Raw genomic sequence first — 18,568 nt, forward strand, 5'->3', positions numbered from 1 at the left:
GCCGCAGCCCCCGTCGCGCCGGGCGACGGGGGCTGCGGCGTGCGAGCTGTTGCCGCTCAGACCTGCTTGTCGGCCGGTCCGGCGGTGGGGCCCTGGTCGGAGCCGCCGCCCGAGGTGAACGGCTGGGGCGCGTCGGTGCCGTTCTCCGTCGCGGAGTCGGGACCGTCGCCCTCGACGAGCTGCGCGTCGCGGACGCCCATGTCGGACTCCGCCGGCGCCGAGTCGCTGGTCTGCGACGCGGTGGAGACGGTCTTGCCGGAGGTGCTGTCGGAACTGGGCACGGGGTCCTCTCGGTAGCTGGGCACCGGGCCGTCACCGGCCGGTGCGGGCGTCCACGCGTCGTCCTTCTTGCGACGGAGCAGGACGAAGGCCGCAGTACCCGCTGCGAGCAGAGCCAACACCCACGGCCAGCGCCGGGGCTGCGGCTCCGCGCCTGCCCGCCGCCGGACCGTCGTCGCGGTGGCCAGCGCCGCCCTCTCGAAGTCACGGTGCTTCTTGCCCGCCGTCCTGCGGGCCTTCTTCGCGGCCCTCCGTGCCTTGCGGGTGGACTCCGCGGCCGCGGCGGCCAGCTCGGCGCGGCGGGCGTCCAGCTCGCTGCGCGCGCTGTCGACCCCCGCCACCAGGGTGCCGCGGGCGCTCTCCAGCGCGGGCGACACCACGTCGCGAGCCGCCACGACCCGTGGGGTCGTGTAGGCCAGGGCCGCGGCCTGCGCCGCGGTCAGCCGCGGACCGACGTCCTCCCTGAGCGCCTTCTGCGCCGCCTCCACCCGGGGGGCGAGGTCGGCTGCGGCCCGGTTCGCGGCCACCTGCGCCGACAGCACTGCGGCGGCGACCCTGGGCGCCGCGGCAGTGCGGGCCGCGTCGACCCGGGGGCCGAGGGCCTCGCGTGCTGCGTCGATCCGGGGGCCGAGAGCGTCGCGGGCGGCGCCGACCCGGGGGCCGAAGGCGTCCCGGGCCGCGTCCACCCGGGGGCCGAGGCTGTCACGGGCGGTGGCGACCGCCGGCGCGGCCACCGCCACGGCGGCGGCCACCTTCGGGGCGACGGCCCGCTGGGCGGCCTCCAGGGCCGGGCCCGCGGCCTCGCGGGCGGCCTCCACACGTGGAGCGAGCTGTTCGGCGGCGGCGCGACCTGCCTCGGTCACCGCCGTCCCCAGGTGGGCCAGGCCCTCCTGCACTTCGGCGCTGATGACCTCGCCGCGCGTCTTCTTGCGGAACACGAGCTGCACCTCCGAGTTGATCGTGTGGCGATCATCCTGCCCGGTCCGGCCGGTAAGCACACCCCGGGCCCGGCCGGGTGGGGGATCGGGCGTGGTCGGCGGTTACCGTCCGGCCGTGCAGCTGCGCATCTTCACCGAACCCCAGATGGGCGCGACCTACGACGACCTGCTGGCCGTCGCGCGCCGCACCGAGGAGACCGGCTTCGACGCCTTCTTCCGGTCCGACCACTACCTGACCATGGGCGGCGACGGCCTGCCCGGACCCACCGACGCGTGGATCACCCTCGCCGGGCTCGCCCGGGAGACCAGCCGGATCCGCCTCGGCACCCTCATGACCGCCGCCACGTTCCGGCTCCCCGGTCCGCTGGCGATCTCCGTCGCGCAGGTCGACCAGATGAGCGGGGGCCGGGTCGAGCTGGGCATCGGCTCCGGCTGGTTCGAGGCCGAGCACACCGCCTACGGCATCCCGTTCCCGCCGCTGGGGGAGCGGTTCGACCGGTACGAGGAGCAGCTGGCCGTGCTCACCGGGCTGTGGCGCACCCCGGTCGGCGGGACGTTCGACCACGACGGGGAGCACTACCAGCTGTCGGGTTCCCCGGCGCTGCCCAAGCCGGTTCAGGAGGGCGGCGTGCCGATCCTGGTCGGCGGCAGGGGGGCGAAGCGGACGCCGCGGCTCGCCGCGCGCTACGCCGGTGAGTTCAACGTGCCGTTCATGCCGGCCGCGGAGAACGCACGGCTCTTCGCCGGTGTCCGGGAGGCGTGCGACGAGGCGGGCCGCGACCCGGCGTCGCTGGTGTACAGCTCGGCGCTGGTGCTCTGCGTCGGCCGCGACGAGACCGAGCTCGCCCGCCGGGCCGCCGCGATCGGCCGGGACGTCGACGAACTCCGGGAGAACGGCGTCGCCGGCACGCCCGCCGAGGCGGTCGAGACCCTCGGCCGCTACGCCGAGGCCGGCGCCGAGCGGGTGTACCTCCAGGTGCTGGACCTCGCCGACCTGGACCACCTGGACCTGGTGGCAGGCGAGGTGGCTCCGCAGCTCCGGTGAGCCCGTGCCGGGCCAGCAGGCCGTCGTAGGCCGACCGGGGAGCAACTGGGCAGGAACTCGATCCGGTCGCCCCGGGCCGGCCGCTCAACTCGGCTGAGCGGGCTGCGACCCCGCCGAGCCGGCCGGCGCCGGGGTGGCGTTCCCGCGGTCGAGCCACGCGCCGAAGGCTTCGGCGGTCATCCCCGGCCCCGGTGCTCGGAGCACCTGGCAGCCCAGCCGCCCCAGGACCGCGTCGGTGTGCCCGTCCACGCTGTCGGCCACCACGGTGCCGCCCAGCGCGGTGGTCAGCGCGACGGTGTGGCCGACGACGAGGGAGGCGCCGGCGTCGGCGACCACGTCGCGGACCAGTGCCGGGTCCAGGTGGAGGCGATCGGCCGGCAGGTCTCGCAGGCGGGTCAGCGCCAGGACTCCGGGGCCGTGGCCGTCGACCGCGGTGCCCACACCGCTGCGGCGCAGCGCGGCGAGCAGCGCAGCGACGTCCCCGGAGCCCGGAGCGCCGGTGCGCACCCGGACGACGAGAGCCGCCGGCGGCAGCCCCGTCCGGAACAGCTCGGCGGCGATCCGGTCGGGCAGGCGGGCCGGGTCCTCGTCCCCTGCCGAGAGGGTGAGCTGCACCGGGATCGGGTGGCGGGTCCACCAGCGGGCCACCGCGGCGACCGCGTCGGTCAGGACAGCCGTCCCGGCCGAATCGCCGTCGCCCGCACCGGCGACGGCGTCGGCGACCACCACCCGGCCGTCGGCGGCGAGGACCGGCCGGACCGTCAGCCCGCCGTTCCGCGGGCGCGGGACGGCGGGGCCGGGCGCTGCGGTGGCCGGACCGCCGGGGGAGAAGCGCTGGATGCCGCCACCACCGGCCTTGGCCGCGTACATCGCCACGTCCGCGCAGCGCAGCAGGCCGCTGGCCTCGGTCGCGTGCTCCGGCGCCAGCGCGATGCCGATGCTCACCCCGACCTCCACCCGCACCCCGGCGATCTCGACGGGCCGGCGGATCAGCCCGGCGATCCGCTCGGCGCACTCGTCGGCGTCGGCCGGGTCCCCGCTGGGGAGGACCACGGCGAACTCGTCGCCCCCCAGCCGGGCCAGCAGGTCGGTCGGGCGCACCTCCGGCAGCAGCCGGGCCCCGAGCCGGCGCAGCAGTTCGTCCCCGGCCTCGTGACCCAGGCCGTCGTTCACCGCCTTGAACCCGTCCAGGTCCAGCAGCAGCAGCCCGGTGGGACGGCCCGTGGTCAGCCGCCGCTCCAGCCGCCGGACGAGGACCCGGCGGTTGGGCAGCCCGGTGAGGTCGTCGGTTGCGGCCTGCCGCCTGGCCTCGTGCAGCCCGCGGCTCTCCGCGAAGGTCACCGCGGTGCGGGCCAGGAACGCCCCGAGGCAGGCCAGCGCGAGGACCTCCTCCACGCTCCGGACCCCGTCGCCCCACCGGGCGCCGAGGACCACCAGGGCGGCCGTCGCGCAGGTGACGGGGACGACCAGGGCCCGCCACCGCGTCTGGTGCCCCGGAACGACCGCCGGTGCCCGGGGCCGCCGTCTCGGTCGTGCCGCGGCCGCGACGACGGCGGCGAGGCAGGCGTTCGCCATCCAGAGGAGGTCCAGCGGGCCACCCGGGACGTACCCGCCGGCCGCCTGTGCCTTGGCCAGCAGCAGGTCGCCGACGAACTTCGACGTGAGGACGGCGCACACGCTGATCAGGACGGGGTCCGCCCGGAGGCCCGCGATGGCCAGCAAGGCTCCCACGAGGGCCAGCAGGAGCACGTCGGCCACCGGGTAGGCCAGGTTCGTGGCGGTGGCGAGGGGCGACAGGTGCGCGGACGGCACGGCCGGGACGATCACCACCGCGACGGCGACCGCGGTCACCCCGAGGGCGCCGACCACCCCGTCGAGCCAGGTGCCGGCGTGCGGCCAGGTGAACCGGGCCCGCACGAAGAGCAGCGGGACCGCGAAGAGCGAGGGGTAGGAGGCGAGCCAGAAGACGTCGGCGACGGACGGGAAGGGCGGCTCGGCAGCCGCGACCAGGAGCAGCCGGTAGGCCAGGTCCCCGGCGATGTTGAACGAGAACCCGGCCGCCGCGGCGCACCAGGCCCACCGCTCCTCGGGGATGCGCCGGGCCGCCTGCAGGCACAGCACGACGGCGAGGACGGGAGCGAGGAGGGACAGGACGCCGGAGTAGACGACGGTCTCCGTCGGTGTGTGCGGCAGACGCCAGGTGCCCGTCGCGAACGCCGCCGTGCAGACGAGGACGGCCAGGACCAGCGGCCGCGACAGCGCCCCGGACCAGGCGCTTCTCCGGACGTCAGGTCGGGCGCCGCGCACGCGCGCACCCTGTCACGACGAGCCGGGATCGAGCCGGAGCGGGGACCGGACGCGCGGGCTCGGGGCGACGTCCAGGTGGCCGAGGGCAGCAGGGTGACGGCGAGGACGACCGCCCCCGCCGGCCCACCACGTGCCGTCCGGGCGGCCGACGAGGCCGGTGGCGTGGATGCCTACCGCGAGCAGGCAGGCGACCAGGAGCCGGCCGGTCGCGGGCATGCCCCCGACCGGCGAGTCCTCGTCTGTTCGGGCCACGTCGAGGTCATCGGTCGCGGAACGGGAACGCGGGATACCGACGCCGCCGGTTCCCACCCGGACGGGGGAGCCGGCCCCGCGTCGGCACCGGGGCCGATCGTCCGCTGCCACCGCACGCGCAGGCGGTAGGCTCGGGCCCGTGACCAGGCGGCTCCTTCTTGCCCGGCCGTGCTGATCCGGCACTGATCGGAGAGCACGGCGACCCCTCCTGCGTGAGGGGTTTTTTGATGTCCGCCGCCGGCACGAGGAACCAGGAGCGCACCAGATGAGCCAGACGGCCAGCCAGACCGGCGCCGATCCCACGGGCGACGGCGTCCCCCCGCACCGGTACACCCCGGCGCTGGCCCAGCGCATCGAGCTGTCCTGGCAGGACCGCTGGAAGGCCGAGGGCACCTTCCACACGCCCAACCCGACCGGCCGGCTGAGCGCGGGCTTCGAGCGGGTCGCCGACCGGCCGAAGTACTTCGTGATGGACATGTTCCCGTACCCCTCGGGCGCGGGCCTGCACGTCGGTCACCCGCTGGGGTACCTGGGCACCGACGTCACCAGCCGGTTCCGCCGCATGGACGGCGACAACGTGCTGCACCCCATGGGCTACGACGCCTTCGGCCTGCCCGCCGAGCAGTACGCCGTCCAGACCGGGCAGCACCCGCGGATCACCACCGAGGCGAACATCGCCGCGATCCGGGCGCAGCTGCGCCGCCTGGGCGTCGACCACGACGACCGCCGCAGCTTCGCGACGATCGACCCGGGCTACTACAAGTGGACCCAGTGGATCTTCCTGCAGATCTTCGGGTCGTGGTTCGACGAGACAGCCGACGGCGGAAAGGGTCGGGCCCGGCCGATCGACGAGCTGGTCGCCGAGCTGGACGCCGGCACCCGGGAGCCGGCCCCCGGCACCAACCCGTCCGGCCGGCCGTGGGCCGAGCTGGCCGAGGCCGAGAAGGGCACCGTCGTCGACGCGCACCGGCTGGCCTACCTGCACGAGGCGCCGGTCAACTGGTGCCCGGGCCTGGGCACCGTGCTCTCCAACGAGGAGGTCACGCCCGACGGGCGGTCCGAGCGCGGCAACTTCCCGGTGTTCCGGCGCCCGCTCAAGCAGTGGATGATGCGGATCACCGCCTACGCCGACCGGCTGCTGGCCGACCTGGACCGGCTGGACTGGTCGGACTCGCTCAAGCTGATGCAGCGCAACTGGATCGGCCGCTCGACCGGCGCGCGGGTCCGGTTCGCCGCCGGTGAGGAATCCATCGAGGTCTTCACCACCCGGCCGGACACGATCTTCGGCACCACCTACATGGTGCTGGCGCCCGAGCACCCGCTGGTCGCGACGCTGACGGCCGACGCGTGGCCGGACGGCACCGACCCCCGCTGGACCGGCGGGGCGGCGACCCCGGCCGAGGCGGTGCGCACCTACCAGCGGCAGGCCTCCCGCCGCTCCGAGCTGGACCGCCAGGACGCCGGCCGGGAGAAGACCGGTGTGTGGCTGGGCGTCACCGCCGTCAACCCGGTGAACGGCCGGGAGTTGCCCGTCTTCATCGCGGACTACGTGCTGACCGGCTACGGCACGGGCGCGGTCATGGGCGTGCCGGGCGAGGACCCGCGCGACTGGGACTTCGCCGCGGCCTTCGGGCTGCCCGTCGTCCGCACCGTGCAGCCCACCGAGGGGTTCGAGGGCGGCGCCTTCACCGGCACCGGCCCGATGATCAACTCGGCCAACGACGAGATCTCGCTGGACGGCCTGGACAAGGCCACGGCGATCGCGCGGATCACCGAGTGGCTGGTGGGCAAGGGCGCGGGCGAGGCGACCACCACCTACAAGCTGCGTGACTGGCTGTTCAGCCGGCAGCGCTACTGGGGTGAGCCGTTCCCGATCGTCTACGACGAGGACGACCGCCCGGTCGCGGTGCCCACCTCGATGCTGCCGGTGCTGCTGCCCGAGGTCGACGACTACTCGCCCAAGACCTTCGCCGACGACGACGCCGACTCCGCGCCGGAGCCGCCGCTGTCGCGGGCCACCGACTGGACGACGGTCGAACTGGACCTCGGCGACGGGCCGAAGAAGTACCGCCGCGAGACCAACACCATGCCCAACTGGGCCGGATCGTGCTGGTACTACCTGCGCTACCTGGACCCGGGCGACGACGAGCGGATGGTCGACCCCGAGCTCGAGCGCTACTGGATGGGACCGCGGGAGCCCGGCGACGTCGGCGGGGTCGACCTGTACGTCGGCGGCGTCGAGCACGCCGTCCTGCACCTGCTGTACGCCCGCTTCTGGCACAAGGTTCTGCACGACCTCGGCCACGTCTCCAGCGAGGAGCCGTTCCGCCGGCTGGTCAACCAGGGGTACATCTCGGCCTACGCCTACACCGACGAGCGGGGCTTCTACGTGCCCGCCGCCGACGTCGAGGAGAAGGACGGGCGCTTCTTCTACGAGGGCAACCCGGTCAACCGCGAGTACGGGAAGATCGGCAAGAGTCTCAAGAACATGGTCACGCCCGACGAGATGATCGGCGCCTACGGAGCCGACACCTTCCGGGTGTACGAGATGTCGACCGGTCCGCTGGAGCAGTCCCGGCCCTGGGAGACCAAGGCCGTCGTCGGCTCGCAGCGCCTGCTGCAGCGCATCTGGCGCGTCGTGGTCGACGAGGAGACCGGCGCCGTCCGCGCCTCCGACGACGTCGCCCCCGACGACGGCACCCAGCGCGCCCTGCACCGGGCCCTGGCCGGCGTGCGGGACGGCTACACGACCCTGCGGTTCAACATCGCTATCGCCCGGATCACCGAGCTGACCAACCACCTGACGTCGGCCTTCGGGTCGTCGTCGCCGGTGCCGCGGCCGGTGGCCGAGGCCCTGGTGCTCATGGTCGCCCCGCTGGCCCCGCACCTGGCCGAGGAGCTGTGGTCGCGGCTGGGCCACGAGGAGTCATCGGCGTGGACGCCCTTCCCCGAGGTCCAGGAGCGCTGGCTGGTCGAGGACACCGTGCGAGTCGCGGTCCAGGTCAACGGCAAGGTGCGCGCGCAGGTGACCGTGCCCGCCGACGCGGACGCCGCGGCGCTGGAGGCGGCTGCCCGTGCCGATGAGAAGATCGCCGGCTACCTGGACGGCGCGACGATCCGCCGGGTCGTCGCCGTTCCCGGCCGCCTGGTCAACTTCGTCCTCGGCTGAGTCCGCCGTCCCCGGGTGGGTGTGCGGCAGGGCCGCACACCCACCCGGAGGGCGTCCTTCAGGTTCCCGCGTGCTTGCCGGCCTCCCAGCCCGCGTCCTGCAGGCGCTCGACGGCCCACGCCAGGGGTGAGCGCTCCAGCTGCGTGGCCATGGTGTCGTTCCACCGGTTGAGGAAACCGAAGTTGGCGATGACGGCGACGATCTCGACGACCTGCTCGTCGTCGAAGTGCCGGCGCAGTCCGGCCATCTCGTCGTCGGTCACGGCATTGGGCGTCGACCCGGCGCCACGGGCCACCCGCAGGGCGGCTCGTTCGGCCTCCGTGAAGAGGGGGCTGGACTCGAACTCCCAGACCGCGGCCAGCTTGCCCGCGTCGGCGCCCCGCTTCTCGGCCACGTGGGAGGTGTGGGCCTGGCAGTACGCGCAGCCGGCGGCGCCGGAGACGACGGTCGCGACCAGCTGCTTGAGCACGCCGCCAACCGTGCCGTCGGCCATGACCACCGCGTTGAGGCGGGCGAAGGCCTCCATGATCTCGGGTCGGCGGGCCATGGTGAGCGTGCTGTTGGGTAGGACGCCCAGCGCGGACTCCACGGCGCGGAAGGTGTCCTCGTACTGCGGCAGCGACTCGCGCGGCAGCGGCTCGATCCTGGGCACGCTCGGCCTCCTCGGGTTGGGGCCGATCACCTTAGCGCTGAGGAAATCCGGATCGCTCTCCGGCCGTGCCCAGACGGCTAGCGCGCCGCTGTGGCCCTGCCGCCGGCGAGGACCGCGCACATCGCGTCCTCGACCGGCCGCAGCGCGTCGGCCACCGTCACATCACGGGCGGTCTCCGCCGACAGCGAGGTCACGCCGGCGTCGGGGATGCCGCAGGGCACGATGGCCCCGAAGGCGCCCAGGTCGGGATCGCAGTTGAGGGCGAACCCGTGCATCGTCACGCCGCGGGCGACCCGGATGCCGATCGCGGCCACCTTGCGTTCGGGGCGGAACCCGCTGCCGGGGGCGTCGGCCGGCAGCCAGACCCCGCTGCGTCCCTCGACCCGCCCGGCGGCCACCCCGAATAGGGCGCAGACGTCGATCAGCGCGGCCTCCAGCCGCCGGACGTAGGCCACGACGTCGACCGGGTCGGGCAGCGCGACGATCGGGTACCCGACCAGCTGGCCCGGGCCGTGCCAGGTGATCTTGCCGCCGCGGTCGACGTCGACGACGGGGGTGCCGTCCATCGGCCGCTCGTGCGGCTCGGTGCGGCGGCCGGCCGTGTACACCGAGGGGTGCTCCAGCAGGAGCAGCGTGTCGGGGACCTCACCGGCCACCCGCTGCGCGTGCAACTCGCGCTGCCACGCCCAGGCCTCCTCGTAGGGAACGGTCCCGGCGTGCACCACGCGCAGCTCAGCCACGGGCCCAGCCTAAGCCCGCGCTACGCCAGGCGGCGCGGCTCGAGCCGGGTCTCCACCGCGGTGCTCCCCGGCCCGCGTTCCACCCGGTAGCCCGCCGCCCGGGGGCGGTCGGACACCACCTCGACCAGCCCGGTGCCCCGGTAGACCAGCCCGGCGCCGTCGTCGGTGGCGTGCCCGCCGGGGAGCGTGCCGTCGGCCACCAGCCGGTGGAACAGCGGCCGGCGCTGCTCCTCGGAGTCGAAGTGGACGCCGTTGGACGTCGGGATGAGGCCGAGGCCATTGGTCACCGGCCGCAGGTCGGGCCCGTAGGAGTCGGTGGTGCCGCCGACGTGCCAGCACAGCGAGCCCGCGGAGACCCCGGCGAGCACGACGCCGGCCTCCCACGCCTCCCGGAACACCTCGTCCAGCCCGTGCACCCGCCAGACCGCCAGCAGGTTGGCCAGACTGCCGCCCCCGACCCACACCACGTCCTGGGCCAGCAGGTGCGCCCGCACATCGGCCACCGTGGGCATCGGGAACAGGCTCAGGTGGCTGACCCGCACCGCACTGCCGGCGAAGGCGCCGTAGACGCCGGCGACCCGTGCCGGGTCGTCGCCGGTCGCCGTCCCCAGGTAGCACAGCCGCGGCCGGTCGGGTGCCCCGGCGAGCTCGACGGCCAGGTCGAAGACCGGACCGGGGCGCCAGTCGTAGGGGCCGCGGCCCCGGGAGGCGAAGCCCATGCTGGTGGCCAGGATCGTGGGGGCGGTCGCGGGCATCAGGCGGCGCTCCGGTCGTCGCTGCCGGCGGTCGGCCGCAGCGCGGGCAGAACGACGCGCGCCGCCCGTGCGCCGTCCTGCGCGCGCTGGGTGGACGGGGTGTCCCGGTGGTCGCCGGCCTCGGGCCGCTGCGGCATCGACACGGCTCGACGGTAGCCGGAGCCGGCGTCCGCGGACCGCGCCCCCGGGGCCGGAGCCTGTGGACAGTGCCGGCGCGGGCGGGTCGGTTCGCCCTACGCTCCCCGTCATGTCCGTCGTCCCACCCTGCGGTCCCGGTGCCGCACCGCCGCCGGCCGTCCCCGGCTACTCCCTCGAGGCGCTGCTCGGCCGGGGCGCGTCCGGCGAGGTGTGGCGGGCCGTTCCGCGCGGGGGTGGGGAGCCGGTCGCGGTGAAGGTGCTGGTGGCCGGCGACCCGGAGCGGCAGACCCGCGAGGCCGCCCTGCTGGGCGAGCTGGACCACCCGCACCTGGTGCGGCTGCACGAGGTGGTCCACCAGCCGCGCCGTGGCGGGGCGCCGCGGGTCGCGCTGGTGCTCGACCTCCTCGCCGGGGGCAGCCTGGCCGACCTGCTCGGGCGGCGCGGGCGGCTGCGCCCGGGCGAGGTGGTCACCGTGATCGCGCCGGTGGCGGCGGCGCTGGCGCACGCCCACGACCACGGCGTGGTCCACGGCGATCTCTCCCCGGGCAACGTCGTCTTCACCGCCGAGGGGCGTCCGGTCCTCACCGACCTCGGTGTCGCCCGCATGCTCGGCGAGACGGCGGCCGCCGAGGTCACCCCCGCCTACGTCGACCCGGTCGTGGCCCGCGGGGGCGCACCCGGCCCCGCGTCCGACGTCTTCGGGGTGGCGGCCGCCGCCTTCCACGCGCTGACCGGCATCGCGCCGTGGAACGCCGCGACCCCCGCCGACACCCTCGCCGTGGCGGCGGACGGCCACCTCCCCGACCTGGCCGAGCTCGCACCGGACGCCCCGGCCGAGCTGGTGGGGGTCATCCGCCGCGGGCTGTCGGCCGATCCGCACGACCGGGGGAGCGCGACGGCGTTCGCGCGGGACCTGCGGCACGCCTGCCGGCCGGAGCCGGTGGCGCTGTCGGCCGGGATGCAGGCGGGTGCCGGTGGCCGCCCCGACGCGCGCACCGATCTCACCCACGTCGTGCCGGGCCGCCGCCCCCGGCCGGCGCCGGTCGTCGTCGAGGCGCCGGCCCGGGGCCGCCGGCGCGCCCGGCGCCCGGGCACCGCGACGGGTCCGCTGGCCCGCGGGTCGTTGGTCGCCGCCCTGGTGGTGGCGGCGCTGGCCGTCACGGCGTGGGCCGGCACCCGCTGGGGTGAGGGCGCCGACGCGCCGGGCACCGCCACGACGGCGACCGTCGCCACCCAGCCTTCTCCGGGCGCCGCCTCACCCGAACCCCCCGCGCCCCCCGCGCCTCCCGCGACCGTCGCGGCCGCCGGGCTGCCGGAGACCGCAGCGCCGGACGGCCCGGACGAGTGGCGCGTCCTCGTGGCCGAGCTGTACGCGCGGCGGGCGGAGGGGCTCAGCGGCACCCCGGCCCGGCTGACCGACGTCTACCCCGCGGGCAGCCCGCTGCTGGCCGCCGACGAAGAGCACGCGCGGCGGCTGGCCGCCGCGGGGGAGACGCTCGGCGGGTTCGCCCCGGCCGTCGTCGAGCTCACCGTCACCGAGGCCTCGCCCGACCGGGCCGAGCTCCTGCTCACCGACCGGTGGCCCGACTACCGCGTGCTGGCGGCGGACGACCCGGCCGGCCTCCCGCTGCGGACGGTGACCGGCCGGCCGGACGCCGAGGTGCGGATGGTGCTCGTCCGCACGCCCGCCGGCTGGCGGATCGACCAGGCCGAACGCGTCGGCTGAGCTGGACCGCGCGGGGAGGGGGTCAGGGTCGTGCGACGGCGGCGCGAAGGGCGGAGTCGACGTCGCGGTGCGCGAAGCGGTAACCGGCCTCGGTGAGCCTGGTGGGCACGGCCCGCTGTCCCGCGAGCACGGCGACGTCGGCGAACTCGCCGAGCACGATCCGCAACGCGGGACGAGGCACCGGCAGCGCCGTCGGCCGGTGGAGCACCCGGCCCAGGGCGGCGGTGAACCCGGCGTTCGTCACCGGCTCGGGCCCGCTGAGGTTGACCGGGCCCGCCACCGGGTGGGTGAGCAGGAAGCAGATCGCGCCGACCTCGTCCGCCTGGCTGATCCAGGGGACGTACTGCCGGCCGGAGCCGAGCCGCCCGCCGAGCCCGGCGCGGAACAGCGGCAGCATCCGGCCGAGCAGCCCGCCGTGCCCCAGCACCAGGCCGGTCCGCAGGTTGGTCACGCGCACGCCGGCGTCGGCGGCCGGCGTGGTCGCCCCCTCCCAGGCCACGCAGACCCGGGCCAGGAAGTCGTCCCCGGCCGGGTCGGACTCGTCGACGACGCGGTCACCGGTGTCGCCGTACCAGCCCACCGCGGAGCCGTTGAGCAGCACCCGCGGCCGGTCGGGCTCGGCGGAGGCGACGTCGGCCAGCGCCTCGCTCAACGTGGCCGTGGTGTCCACCCGGCTGCTGAGGACCGCCTGCTTGTGCCGCTCGTTCCAGCGCCGGTCACCGACACCCACGCCGGCCAGGTTGACGACGGCGTCGGCGTCGCGGAGCAGGGTGGGGTCGATCCGCCGGTGCTGCGGATCCCAGCGGTGCTCGTCGGCGGTCCGCGGGGTGCGTCGCACCAGCTGGATCACCTCGTGCCCGCCGGCGTGCAGGGCGGGTAGCAGGGCGCGGCCGATCATCCCGGACGCCCCGGCGACGGCGATCCTCATGCGGCACTCCCCAGCGGGCACAGGTTGCGTAGGCAGGAAGGGCTCGGGGCCCCGGTGGTCACCGGGGCCCCGAGCGGAGGCGCACTAGGCGAGACCGAGCTCGCCGTGGAACTGGCCGGCCTCCAGGCGCTCGCGCACCGTGGTGAGGAACCGCGCGGCGTCGGCGCCGTCGACGATCCGGTGGTCGTAGGTGAGGGCCAGGTAGACCATCGACCGGACTGCGATGACCTCGCCCAGCTCGGCGTCCTGCACCACGACCGGCCGCTTCACGACCGAGCCGGTGCCGAGGATGGCGACCTGGGGCTGGTTGATGATCGGCGTGTCGAACAGGGCGCCGCGGCTACCGGTGTTGGTCAGCGTGAACGTCCCACCGCCGAGCTCGTCCGGGGTCACCTTGTTGGTGCGGGTGCGCTCCGCCAGATCGGCGATCTTGCGGGCCAGCCCGCCGAGGCTCAGGTCGCCGGCCTGGTGGATGACCGGCACCAGCAGGCCCCGCTCGGTGTCCACGGCGACGCCGAGGTTCTCGGAGTCGTGGTACGTCACCGTGCCGGCCTCGAGGTCGATCGAGGAGTTCACCGACGGGTGCTGCTTGAGGGCCTCGACCGCCGCCTTGGCGAAGAACGGCAGGAACGACAACTTGACGCCCTCGCGGGCCTCGAAGTCGCCCTTCGCCTGCTGCCGCAGCTGCGCGATGCGGGTGACGTCGGCCTCGACGACCGTGGTGAGCTGCGCGCTCACCTGCAGCGACTCCACCATGCGGCGGGCGATCACAGCGCGCAGCCGGGAGAGCTTCTCGGTGCGGCCGCGCACCGAGGTGTCCGGCGTGGCGGCCGGCGACGGCGTGCGGGTGCCCCCGGAGGCGGCCGGGGCCGACGCGGCGGGCTGCGCGGGGGCCGGCGCGGCGGGCTTCTCCGCGGCGGCGAGCACATCCTGCTTGCGGATGCGCCCGCCCACGCCGGTGCCCGAGACGCTGCTCAGGTCGACCCCGTGCTCGGCGGCCAGGCGGCGCACCAGCGGGGTCACGTACTGACCGCCGCCGCCGTCACCCGACGGGGCCGGGGCGGAGCGCGCCTGCGGAGCGACCTGAGGCGGGGGTGCATCGGTCGGCGAGTCCGACGGCTGGGCGCCGCTCGCGCCGTAGTCGCCACCCGGCTGGGCGCTCGCGGGGTCGGCCTCCTTGGCCTTCGGGGCCGCCTGCGGCTCCGGCTCGGCCGGCGCCTCCTGCTTCGGCGTCTCCTGCTGCGGTGCGGGAGCCGCGGGGGCGGAGCCGCCGCCGGACGCACCGGTGCCGATCACGGCGAGCTGGGCGCCGACGTCGACGGTCTCGTCCTCGTTGACCGTGATCTCCAGCAACGTGCCGCTGACCGGCGCCGGGATCTCGGTGTCGACCTTGTCGGTGGAGACCTCGAGCAGCGGCTCGTCGGCGGTGATCTCGTCGCCCACGGCCTTCAGCCAGCGGGTGACGGTGCCCTCGGTGACGCTCTCGCCGAGCGCCGGCATGGTCACGGGAGTGCCTTCGCCACCGCCACCGCCACCTCCACCGCCGCCACCGGACTCGGCGGCCGGGGCCGGCTGCTGCTCGGGCTCGGCGGCGGGCTCCTCCTGCTGTCCGCCGGAGCCGGCGTCCTCGACCTGCTGGTCGGGGGTCTGCGGCGTGGTGTCGGCGTCCTCGGCGGAGGCAGGGGGGCTGGCGGCGTCCTCGTCGCCGTCGCCGCCGCCGATGACGGCCAGCTCCGCGCCGACGTCGACGGTCTCGTCCTCGGCCACGAGGATCTTGGTGAGCACGCCGGCCGCCGGCGAGGGGATCTCGGTGTCGACCTTGTCGGTCGAGACCTCGAGGAGGGGCTCGTCGACCTCGACCTGGTCACCCTCCTGCTTGAGCCAGCGGGTGACCGTGCCCTCGGTGACGCTCTCGCCCAGGGCGGGCATGGTGACGGACGTCGGCATCGGGGCAGTGCTCCTTCTGGCGCGGTGCGGGATGGGGGAGTGGGTCGATCAGCCGTGCACGTGCAGGGGCTTGCCGGCCAGGGCCAGGTGGGCCTCGCCGAGAGCCTCGCTCTGGGTCGGGTGCGGGTGGATGAGGCCGGCGACGTCGTCGGCCTCGGCCTCCCAGTTGTAGATCAGTTGGGCCTCGGCGATGAGCTCGCCGACGCGGCTGCCCACCATGTGGATGCCGACGACGGGGCCGTCGGGCGCCTGCACGAGCTTGACGGCGCCCGTCGTCTTCAGGATCTGGCTGCGGCCGTTGCCGGCGAGGTCATAGGTGAGCGTCTTGACCTCGCCGTAGCGCTCCTTGGCCTGGGCCTCGGTGAGGCCGACCGAGGCCACCTCGGGGTCGGAGTAGGTGATCCGCGGAACGCCGGCGTAGTCGATGGGCGCGGGCTCGAGCCCGGCCACCCGCTCGGCGACGAGGATGCCCTCGCCGAAGCCGACGTGCGCGAGCTGGAGGGTCGGCACCAGGTCGCCGACGGCGGAGACCGTCGGGATGTTGGTGCGCATGTACTCGTCGACGAGGACGTAGCCGCGCTCCATCGCGACGCCCACCTCCTCGTAGCCGATGCCGGAGCTGACCGGGCCGCGGCCGACGGCGACGAGCACCAGCTCGGCCTCCAGCTCCTTGCCGTTCTCCAGCGTCACCTTCACGCCGTTGTCCGTGGTCTGCACGCCGGACACCTTGTTGCCCAGCTCGAAACCGATCTTGCGGCGGCGGAACGCGCGCTCAAGCAGCTTGGAGGACGACTCGTCCTCCAGCGGCACGAGGTGCGGCAGGCCCTCGACGATGGTGACGTCCACGCCGAAGGACTTCCAGGCGCTGGCGAACTCGCAGCCGATGACGCCGCCGCCCAGGATGATCGCCGAGCTGGGGACCCGGTCGAGGTCCAGGGCGTCCTCGCTGGTGATGACCTTGGTGCCGTCGAGCTCGATGCCCGGGAGCGTGCGCGGGTACGAGCCGGTGGCGAGCAGGACGTGCTTGCCCTCGTAGGACTGGCCGTTCACCTCGACCGTGGTGGGGGAGGTGAGCCGCCCCTCGCCCTCCACGTAGGTGATCTTGCGGGCCTTCACCAGACCCTGCAGGCCCTTGTAGAGCTTGGAGATGACGCCGTTCTTGTAGTTGTTGACGCCGTCCATGTCGATGCCGGCCAGCGACGTCTTGACGCCGAACTGCTCGCCCTCGCGGGCCAGGTCGGCGACCTCGCCGGCGTGCAGCAGGGCCTTGGTCGGGATGCAGCCACGGTGCAGGCAGGTGCCGCCGACCTTGTCCTTCTCGATCAGGACGACGTTCAGCCCCAGCTCCGAGGCGCGGAACGCCGCGGCGTATCCGCCCGAGCCACCACCGAGGATGACCAGGTCGGCGGGGGAGGTGGGTGCGCTCACGGGTGCTCCTCGTTCGGGACGGACGGCTTCCCCGCTCGAGCGGGCGGGGGCTGGGGCCCATCCTGCCACCCCGGGAACGACCTGGCCGGTAGCACCGTTGCTCTCGCGGGCGTCGAGGTGATCAACCGGGTCAGGAAGGGGCGGAGAGACCGATGGGGTTGTTCGACCGGTGGCGCCGCCACCGCGGGCGTGCCGGCGGTGCGGGCCGCCCCACGCTGGACCGCGCCTCGCAGCGGACCGACCTGAGCCACCTGGAGCAGTTCGTGGCCACCCGCCGGGGTGTCGAGGGCTACGTGGAGCCGCGCACGGCGGTCACCGAGGCGACGATCGTCCTGGTCGCGGCCGACGGTGAGTGGACCCGTCGGCGCATCGACGGGCCCGACGTGGCGCGCAGGCTGTCGAAGGACCTGGCCATCCCGGTCTACGACGCCCAGGTGACCGGCTATCCCCAGCGGATGCGCGACTGGAGCGCCCGCCAGAAGCAGAACCGCCTCCGCTGACCGCACCGCGGCTCGAGGACCGGCGCCGTCCGCGCGCCGTCCGCCGTCCCGGCTCACCGTGCCGCGTCCTGGCTCACGGTCGGACGTGGGCCAGGCCCCCTGGTGATCAGCAGAAGGCCCCCGGGCTCTCCACCGCTCGCTGACGCTCGCGGCGGGCCCCTGCCCAGGGCCGATCCATTCCGTCACTCGGCGATGAGCGCCTCGATCGTGGCGAGCAGGGTCCGGACGGGGACGCCGGTGCCGCCCTTGGGCGTGTAGCCCCAGGGAGCAGCGGTGTTGTAGCTCGGCCCGGCGATGTCGATGTGCGCCCACGGCAGCCCGGCCGGCACGAACTCGGCCAGGAAGTGCCCGCCGACGAGCATCCCGCCGAGCCGGTCGGTGTTGGCGTTGACGAAGTCCGCGACCGTCGAGTCCAGCCCCTTGCGCAGCTCCGCCGGCAGCGGCATCGGCCACATGGACTCGCCGCTGCGCTCTGCCGCGGCGATGACCGCGTCGCGCATGTCGTCGCTGCCCATGACGCCGGAGGTGCGGGCGCCGAGGGCGACCATCTGGGCGCCGGTGAGGGTGGCGGTCTCCAGCAGGACGTCGGGGGAGTCCTCCGCGGCGCGGGCGATCGCGTCGGCCAGCACGACCCGGCCCTCGGCGTCGGTGTTGGTGATCTCCGCCTTCTTGCCGTTGCGGAAGGTCACCACGTCGGCCGGCCGGTACGCGGTGCCGCTGGGCAGGTTCTCCGCCATCGGGACGGTCGCGATGACCTCGACGGGCAGGCCGAGCTGCGCGACGAGGCACACGGTGGCGATCACGGCGGCGGCGCCGGCCATGTCGCTCTTCATGTCCTCCATCTTCGCGGCGGGCTTGATCGAGATGCCGCCGCTGTCGAAAGTGATGCCCTTGCCGACCAGCGCGACCTTCGTGCGGGCGCCCTCGCCCGCGTAGGACAGGCGCAGCAGTCGCGGCTTGCGGGTCGACCCGCCACCGACGGCGAGGATGCCGCCGTACCCGCCGGCCGCCAGCGCGTCCTCGTCGAGGATCTCCGCGGTCAGCCCGAGCCTCTCCCCGGCGGCGGCACCGCGCGCGGCCAGCTCGGCCGGGTACAGGTCGTTCGGCGGCGTGTTGACCAGGTCGCGCACCAGGGCGACGGCGTCGGCGACGGCACGGACCCGGCGCAGGGCGACCTCGGCGGCACCGGCCCCCGGCACGACGATCGTGAACTCGCTCGGCGGGGCCGGGCGGTCGCTGGGGAGCTGCGACTTGTACGCGGTGAACTCGTAGGCGCCCAGGAGCGCCCCCTCGCCGACTGCGTGCAGCCGCTCGGCATCCGGCGTCCCGCCGACGGCGGCCAGGAGGCTCACCACCGAGCGGCGGCCGCGCAGGGCGCGGCTGGCGGCCCCGGCGGCCCGGCGCAGGGACTCGGGGCGGTAGCCACCGGACGGCTCGGGTGCGCCGAGGCCGACGACGGCGACCACGGGGAACGGGCCCTGGCCGAAGGAGGGGAGCCGGGTGACCTCGTCCTCGGCGCCGCGGGCGCCCAGGTCGGCCAGCGCCGGGAGCAGCCGGCCGCCGAGCAGGCGGTCGACGGCCTCGGCGCCGGGGGTGGGGAGCGGCCCGTCGGGGCCCTTCCCGACGGCGACGACGACGGCGTCGCCGGTCAGCTTCTCGAGCGGGTGGTCGGTGGCGGAGATCGTCGGCGGCACCGCTCGATCCTAGGAGGACCCCCTGCCCGCCACCGCGCACCCGCTCGGGGCGGGTCACCCGCGGGAAGGG

Annotated in this window: 15 protein-coding genes; 4 read left to right on the top strand and 11 right to left on the bottom strand. The window is 75.3% G+C overall.

Features of this window, described 5'->3' with window-relative positions; all coding sequences use genetic code 11:
* Window positions 1-56: 56 nt before the first annotated feature.
* Entirely contained in the window at window positions 57-1,226 is a 1,170-nt protein-coding gene (locus ABC795_RS06810; RefSeq protein WP_347060182.1) for a hypothetical protein, read from the bottom strand.
* A gap of 106 nt (window positions 1,227-1,332) precedes the next feature.
* Here ABC795_RS06810 and ABC795_RS06815 point away from each other — a divergent pair, with 106 nt between their 5' ends.
* Window positions 1,333-2,262, top strand: coding sequence for an LLM class F420-dependent oxidoreductase (locus ABC795_RS06815; protein WP_347060183.1), 930 nt, complete (start codon window positions 1,333-1,335; stop codon window positions 2,260-2,262).
* 84 nt (window positions 2,263-2,346) lie between these two features.
* On the opposite strand, the gene ABC795_RS06820 is transcribed toward ABC795_RS06815, so the two are convergent.
* Window positions 2,347-4,569: a diguanylate cyclase gene (locus tag ABC795_RS06820; RefSeq protein ID WP_347060184.1), complete on the bottom strand. Its 2,223-nt coding sequence runs from the start codon at window positions 4,567-4,569 to the stop codon at window positions 2,347-2,349.
* A gap of 12 nt (window positions 4,570-4,581) precedes the next feature.
* Entirely contained in the window at window positions 4,582-4,821 is a 240-nt protein-coding gene (locus tag ABC795_RS06825; protein ID WP_347060185.1) for a hypothetical protein, read from the bottom strand.
* Between the two features lie 265 nt (window positions 4,822-5,086).
* On the opposite strand from ABC795_RS06825, the gene leuS reads away from it, so the two are divergent.
* Window positions 5,087-7,990, top strand: a complete 2,904-nt coding sequence (gene leuS, locus ABC795_RS06830) for a leucine--tRNA ligase (RefSeq protein ID WP_347060186.1) — start codon at window positions 5,087-5,089, stop codon at window positions 7,988-7,990.
* A gap of 58 nt (window positions 7,991-8,048) precedes the next feature.
* Here the strand turns inward: leuS and ABC795_RS06835 are convergent, their stop codons facing one another.
* From ABC795_RS06835 to ABC795_RS06850, 4 genes are all read right to left on the bottom strand, one after another.
* Window positions 8,049-8,642: a carboxymuconolactone decarboxylase family protein gene (locus ABC795_RS06835; RefSeq protein WP_347060187.1), complete on the bottom strand. Its 594-nt coding sequence runs from the start codon at window positions 8,640-8,642 to the stop codon at window positions 8,049-8,051.
* A 77-nt stretch (window positions 8,643-8,719) separates the two neighbouring features.
* Window positions 8,720-9,382, bottom strand: coding sequence for a lipoyl(octanoyl) transferase LipB (lipB, locus tag ABC795_RS06840; protein ID WP_347060189.1), 663 nt, complete (start codon window positions 9,380-9,382; stop codon window positions 8,720-8,722).
* Window positions 9,383-9,402: 20 nt separating this feature from the next.
* Window positions 9,403-10,137 carry a peptidase E gene (locus ABC795_RS06845; protein WP_347060190.1) on the bottom strand — a complete coding sequence of 245 codons (735 nt, stop codon included), beginning with the start codon at window positions 10,135-10,137 and terminating at the stop codon, window positions 9,403-9,405.
* Entirely contained in the window at window positions 10,137-10,280 is a 144-nt protein-coding gene (locus ABC795_RS06850; RefSeq protein ID WP_347060191.1) for a hypothetical protein, read from the bottom strand. The genes ABC795_RS06845 and ABC795_RS06850 overlap by 1 nt, the downstream gene beginning before the upstream one ends.
* Before the next feature lie 104 nt (window positions 10,281-10,384).
* On the opposite strand from ABC795_RS06850, the gene ABC795_RS06855 reads away from it, so the two are divergent.
* On the top strand, window positions 10,385-12,001 hold the full coding sequence (locus ABC795_RS06855) for a serine/threonine-protein kinase (protein ID WP_347060192.1): 1,617 nt from the start codon (window positions 10,385-10,387) through the stop codon (window positions 11,999-12,001).
* Window positions 12,002-12,023: 22 nt separating this feature from the next.
* Here ABC795_RS06855 and ABC795_RS06860 read toward each other — a convergent pair whose 3' ends face one another.
* From ABC795_RS06860 to lpdA, 3 genes are all read right to left on the bottom strand, one after another.
* Complete coding sequence (locus ABC795_RS06860; protein ID WP_347060194.1) at window positions 12,024-12,929, bottom strand: TIGR01777 family oxidoreductase; 906 nt, start codon at window positions 12,927-12,929, stop codon at window positions 12,024-12,026.
* Window positions 12,930-13,013: 84 nt separating this feature from the next.
* Window positions 13,014-14,876 (bottom strand): 2-oxoglutarate dehydrogenase, E2 component, dihydrolipoamide succinyltransferase, encoded by a 1,863-nt coding sequence (gene sucB / locus ABC795_RS06865; protein WP_347060195.1) that lies wholly within the window; start codon window positions 14,874-14,876, stop codon window positions 13,014-13,016.
* Window positions 14,877-14,924: 48 nt separating this feature from the next.
* Window positions 14,925-16,304, bottom strand: a complete 1,380-nt coding sequence (gene lpdA / locus ABC795_RS06870) for a dihydrolipoyl dehydrogenase (RefSeq protein ID WP_347060196.1) — start codon at window positions 16,302-16,304, stop codon at window positions 14,925-14,927.
* Between the two features lie 152 nt (window positions 16,305-16,456).
* Between lpdA and ABC795_RS06875 the strand changes: the two genes are divergently transcribed.
* Window positions 16,457-16,804: an oxidoreductase gene (locus tag ABC795_RS06875; protein WP_347060197.1), complete on the top strand. Its 348-nt coding sequence runs from the start codon at window positions 16,457-16,459 to the stop codon at window positions 16,802-16,804.
* Window positions 16,805-16,986: 182 nt separating this feature from the next.
* Here the strand turns inward: ABC795_RS06875 and ABC795_RS06880 are convergent, their stop codons facing one another.
* Window positions 16,987-18,498 (bottom strand): leucyl aminopeptidase, encoded by a 1,512-nt coding sequence (locus ABC795_RS06880; protein WP_347060198.1) that lies wholly within the window; start codon window positions 18,496-18,498, stop codon window positions 16,987-16,989.
* Window positions 18,499-18,568: the final 70 nt, after the last annotated feature.

This window comes from Blastococcus sp. HT6-30, from assembly GCF_039729015.1.
GTDB lineage: Bacteria > Actinomycetota > Actinomycetes > Mycobacteriales > Geodermatophilaceae > Blastococcus.

Excerpts from the sequence above, each read along its gene's own strand:
- ABC795_RS06860 (WP_347060194.1), bottom strand. The coding sequence starts at position 12,929 with ATGAGGATCGCCGTCGCCGGGGCGTCCGGGATGATCGGCCGCGCCCTG.
- ABC795_RS06845 (WP_347060190.1), bottom strand. The coding sequence starts at position 10,137 with ATGCCCGCGACCGCCCCCACGATCCTGGCCACCAGCATGGGCTTCGCC.
- sucB (WP_347060195.1), bottom strand. The coding sequence starts at position 14,876 with ATGCCGACGTCCGTCACCATGCCCGCCCTGGGCGAGAGCGTCACCGAG.
- ABC795_RS06855 (WP_347060192.1), top strand. The coding sequence starts at position 10,385 with ATGTCCGTCGTCCCACCCTGCGGTCCCGGTGCCGCACCGCCGCCGGCC.
- ABC795_RS06875 (WP_347060197.1), top strand. The coding sequence starts at position 16,457 with ATGGGGTTGTTCGACCGGTGGCGCCGCCACCGCGGGCGTGCCGGCGGT.
- leuS (WP_347060186.1), top strand. The coding sequence starts at position 5,087 with ATGAGCCAGACGGCCAGCCAGACCGGCGCCGATCCCACGGGCGACGGC.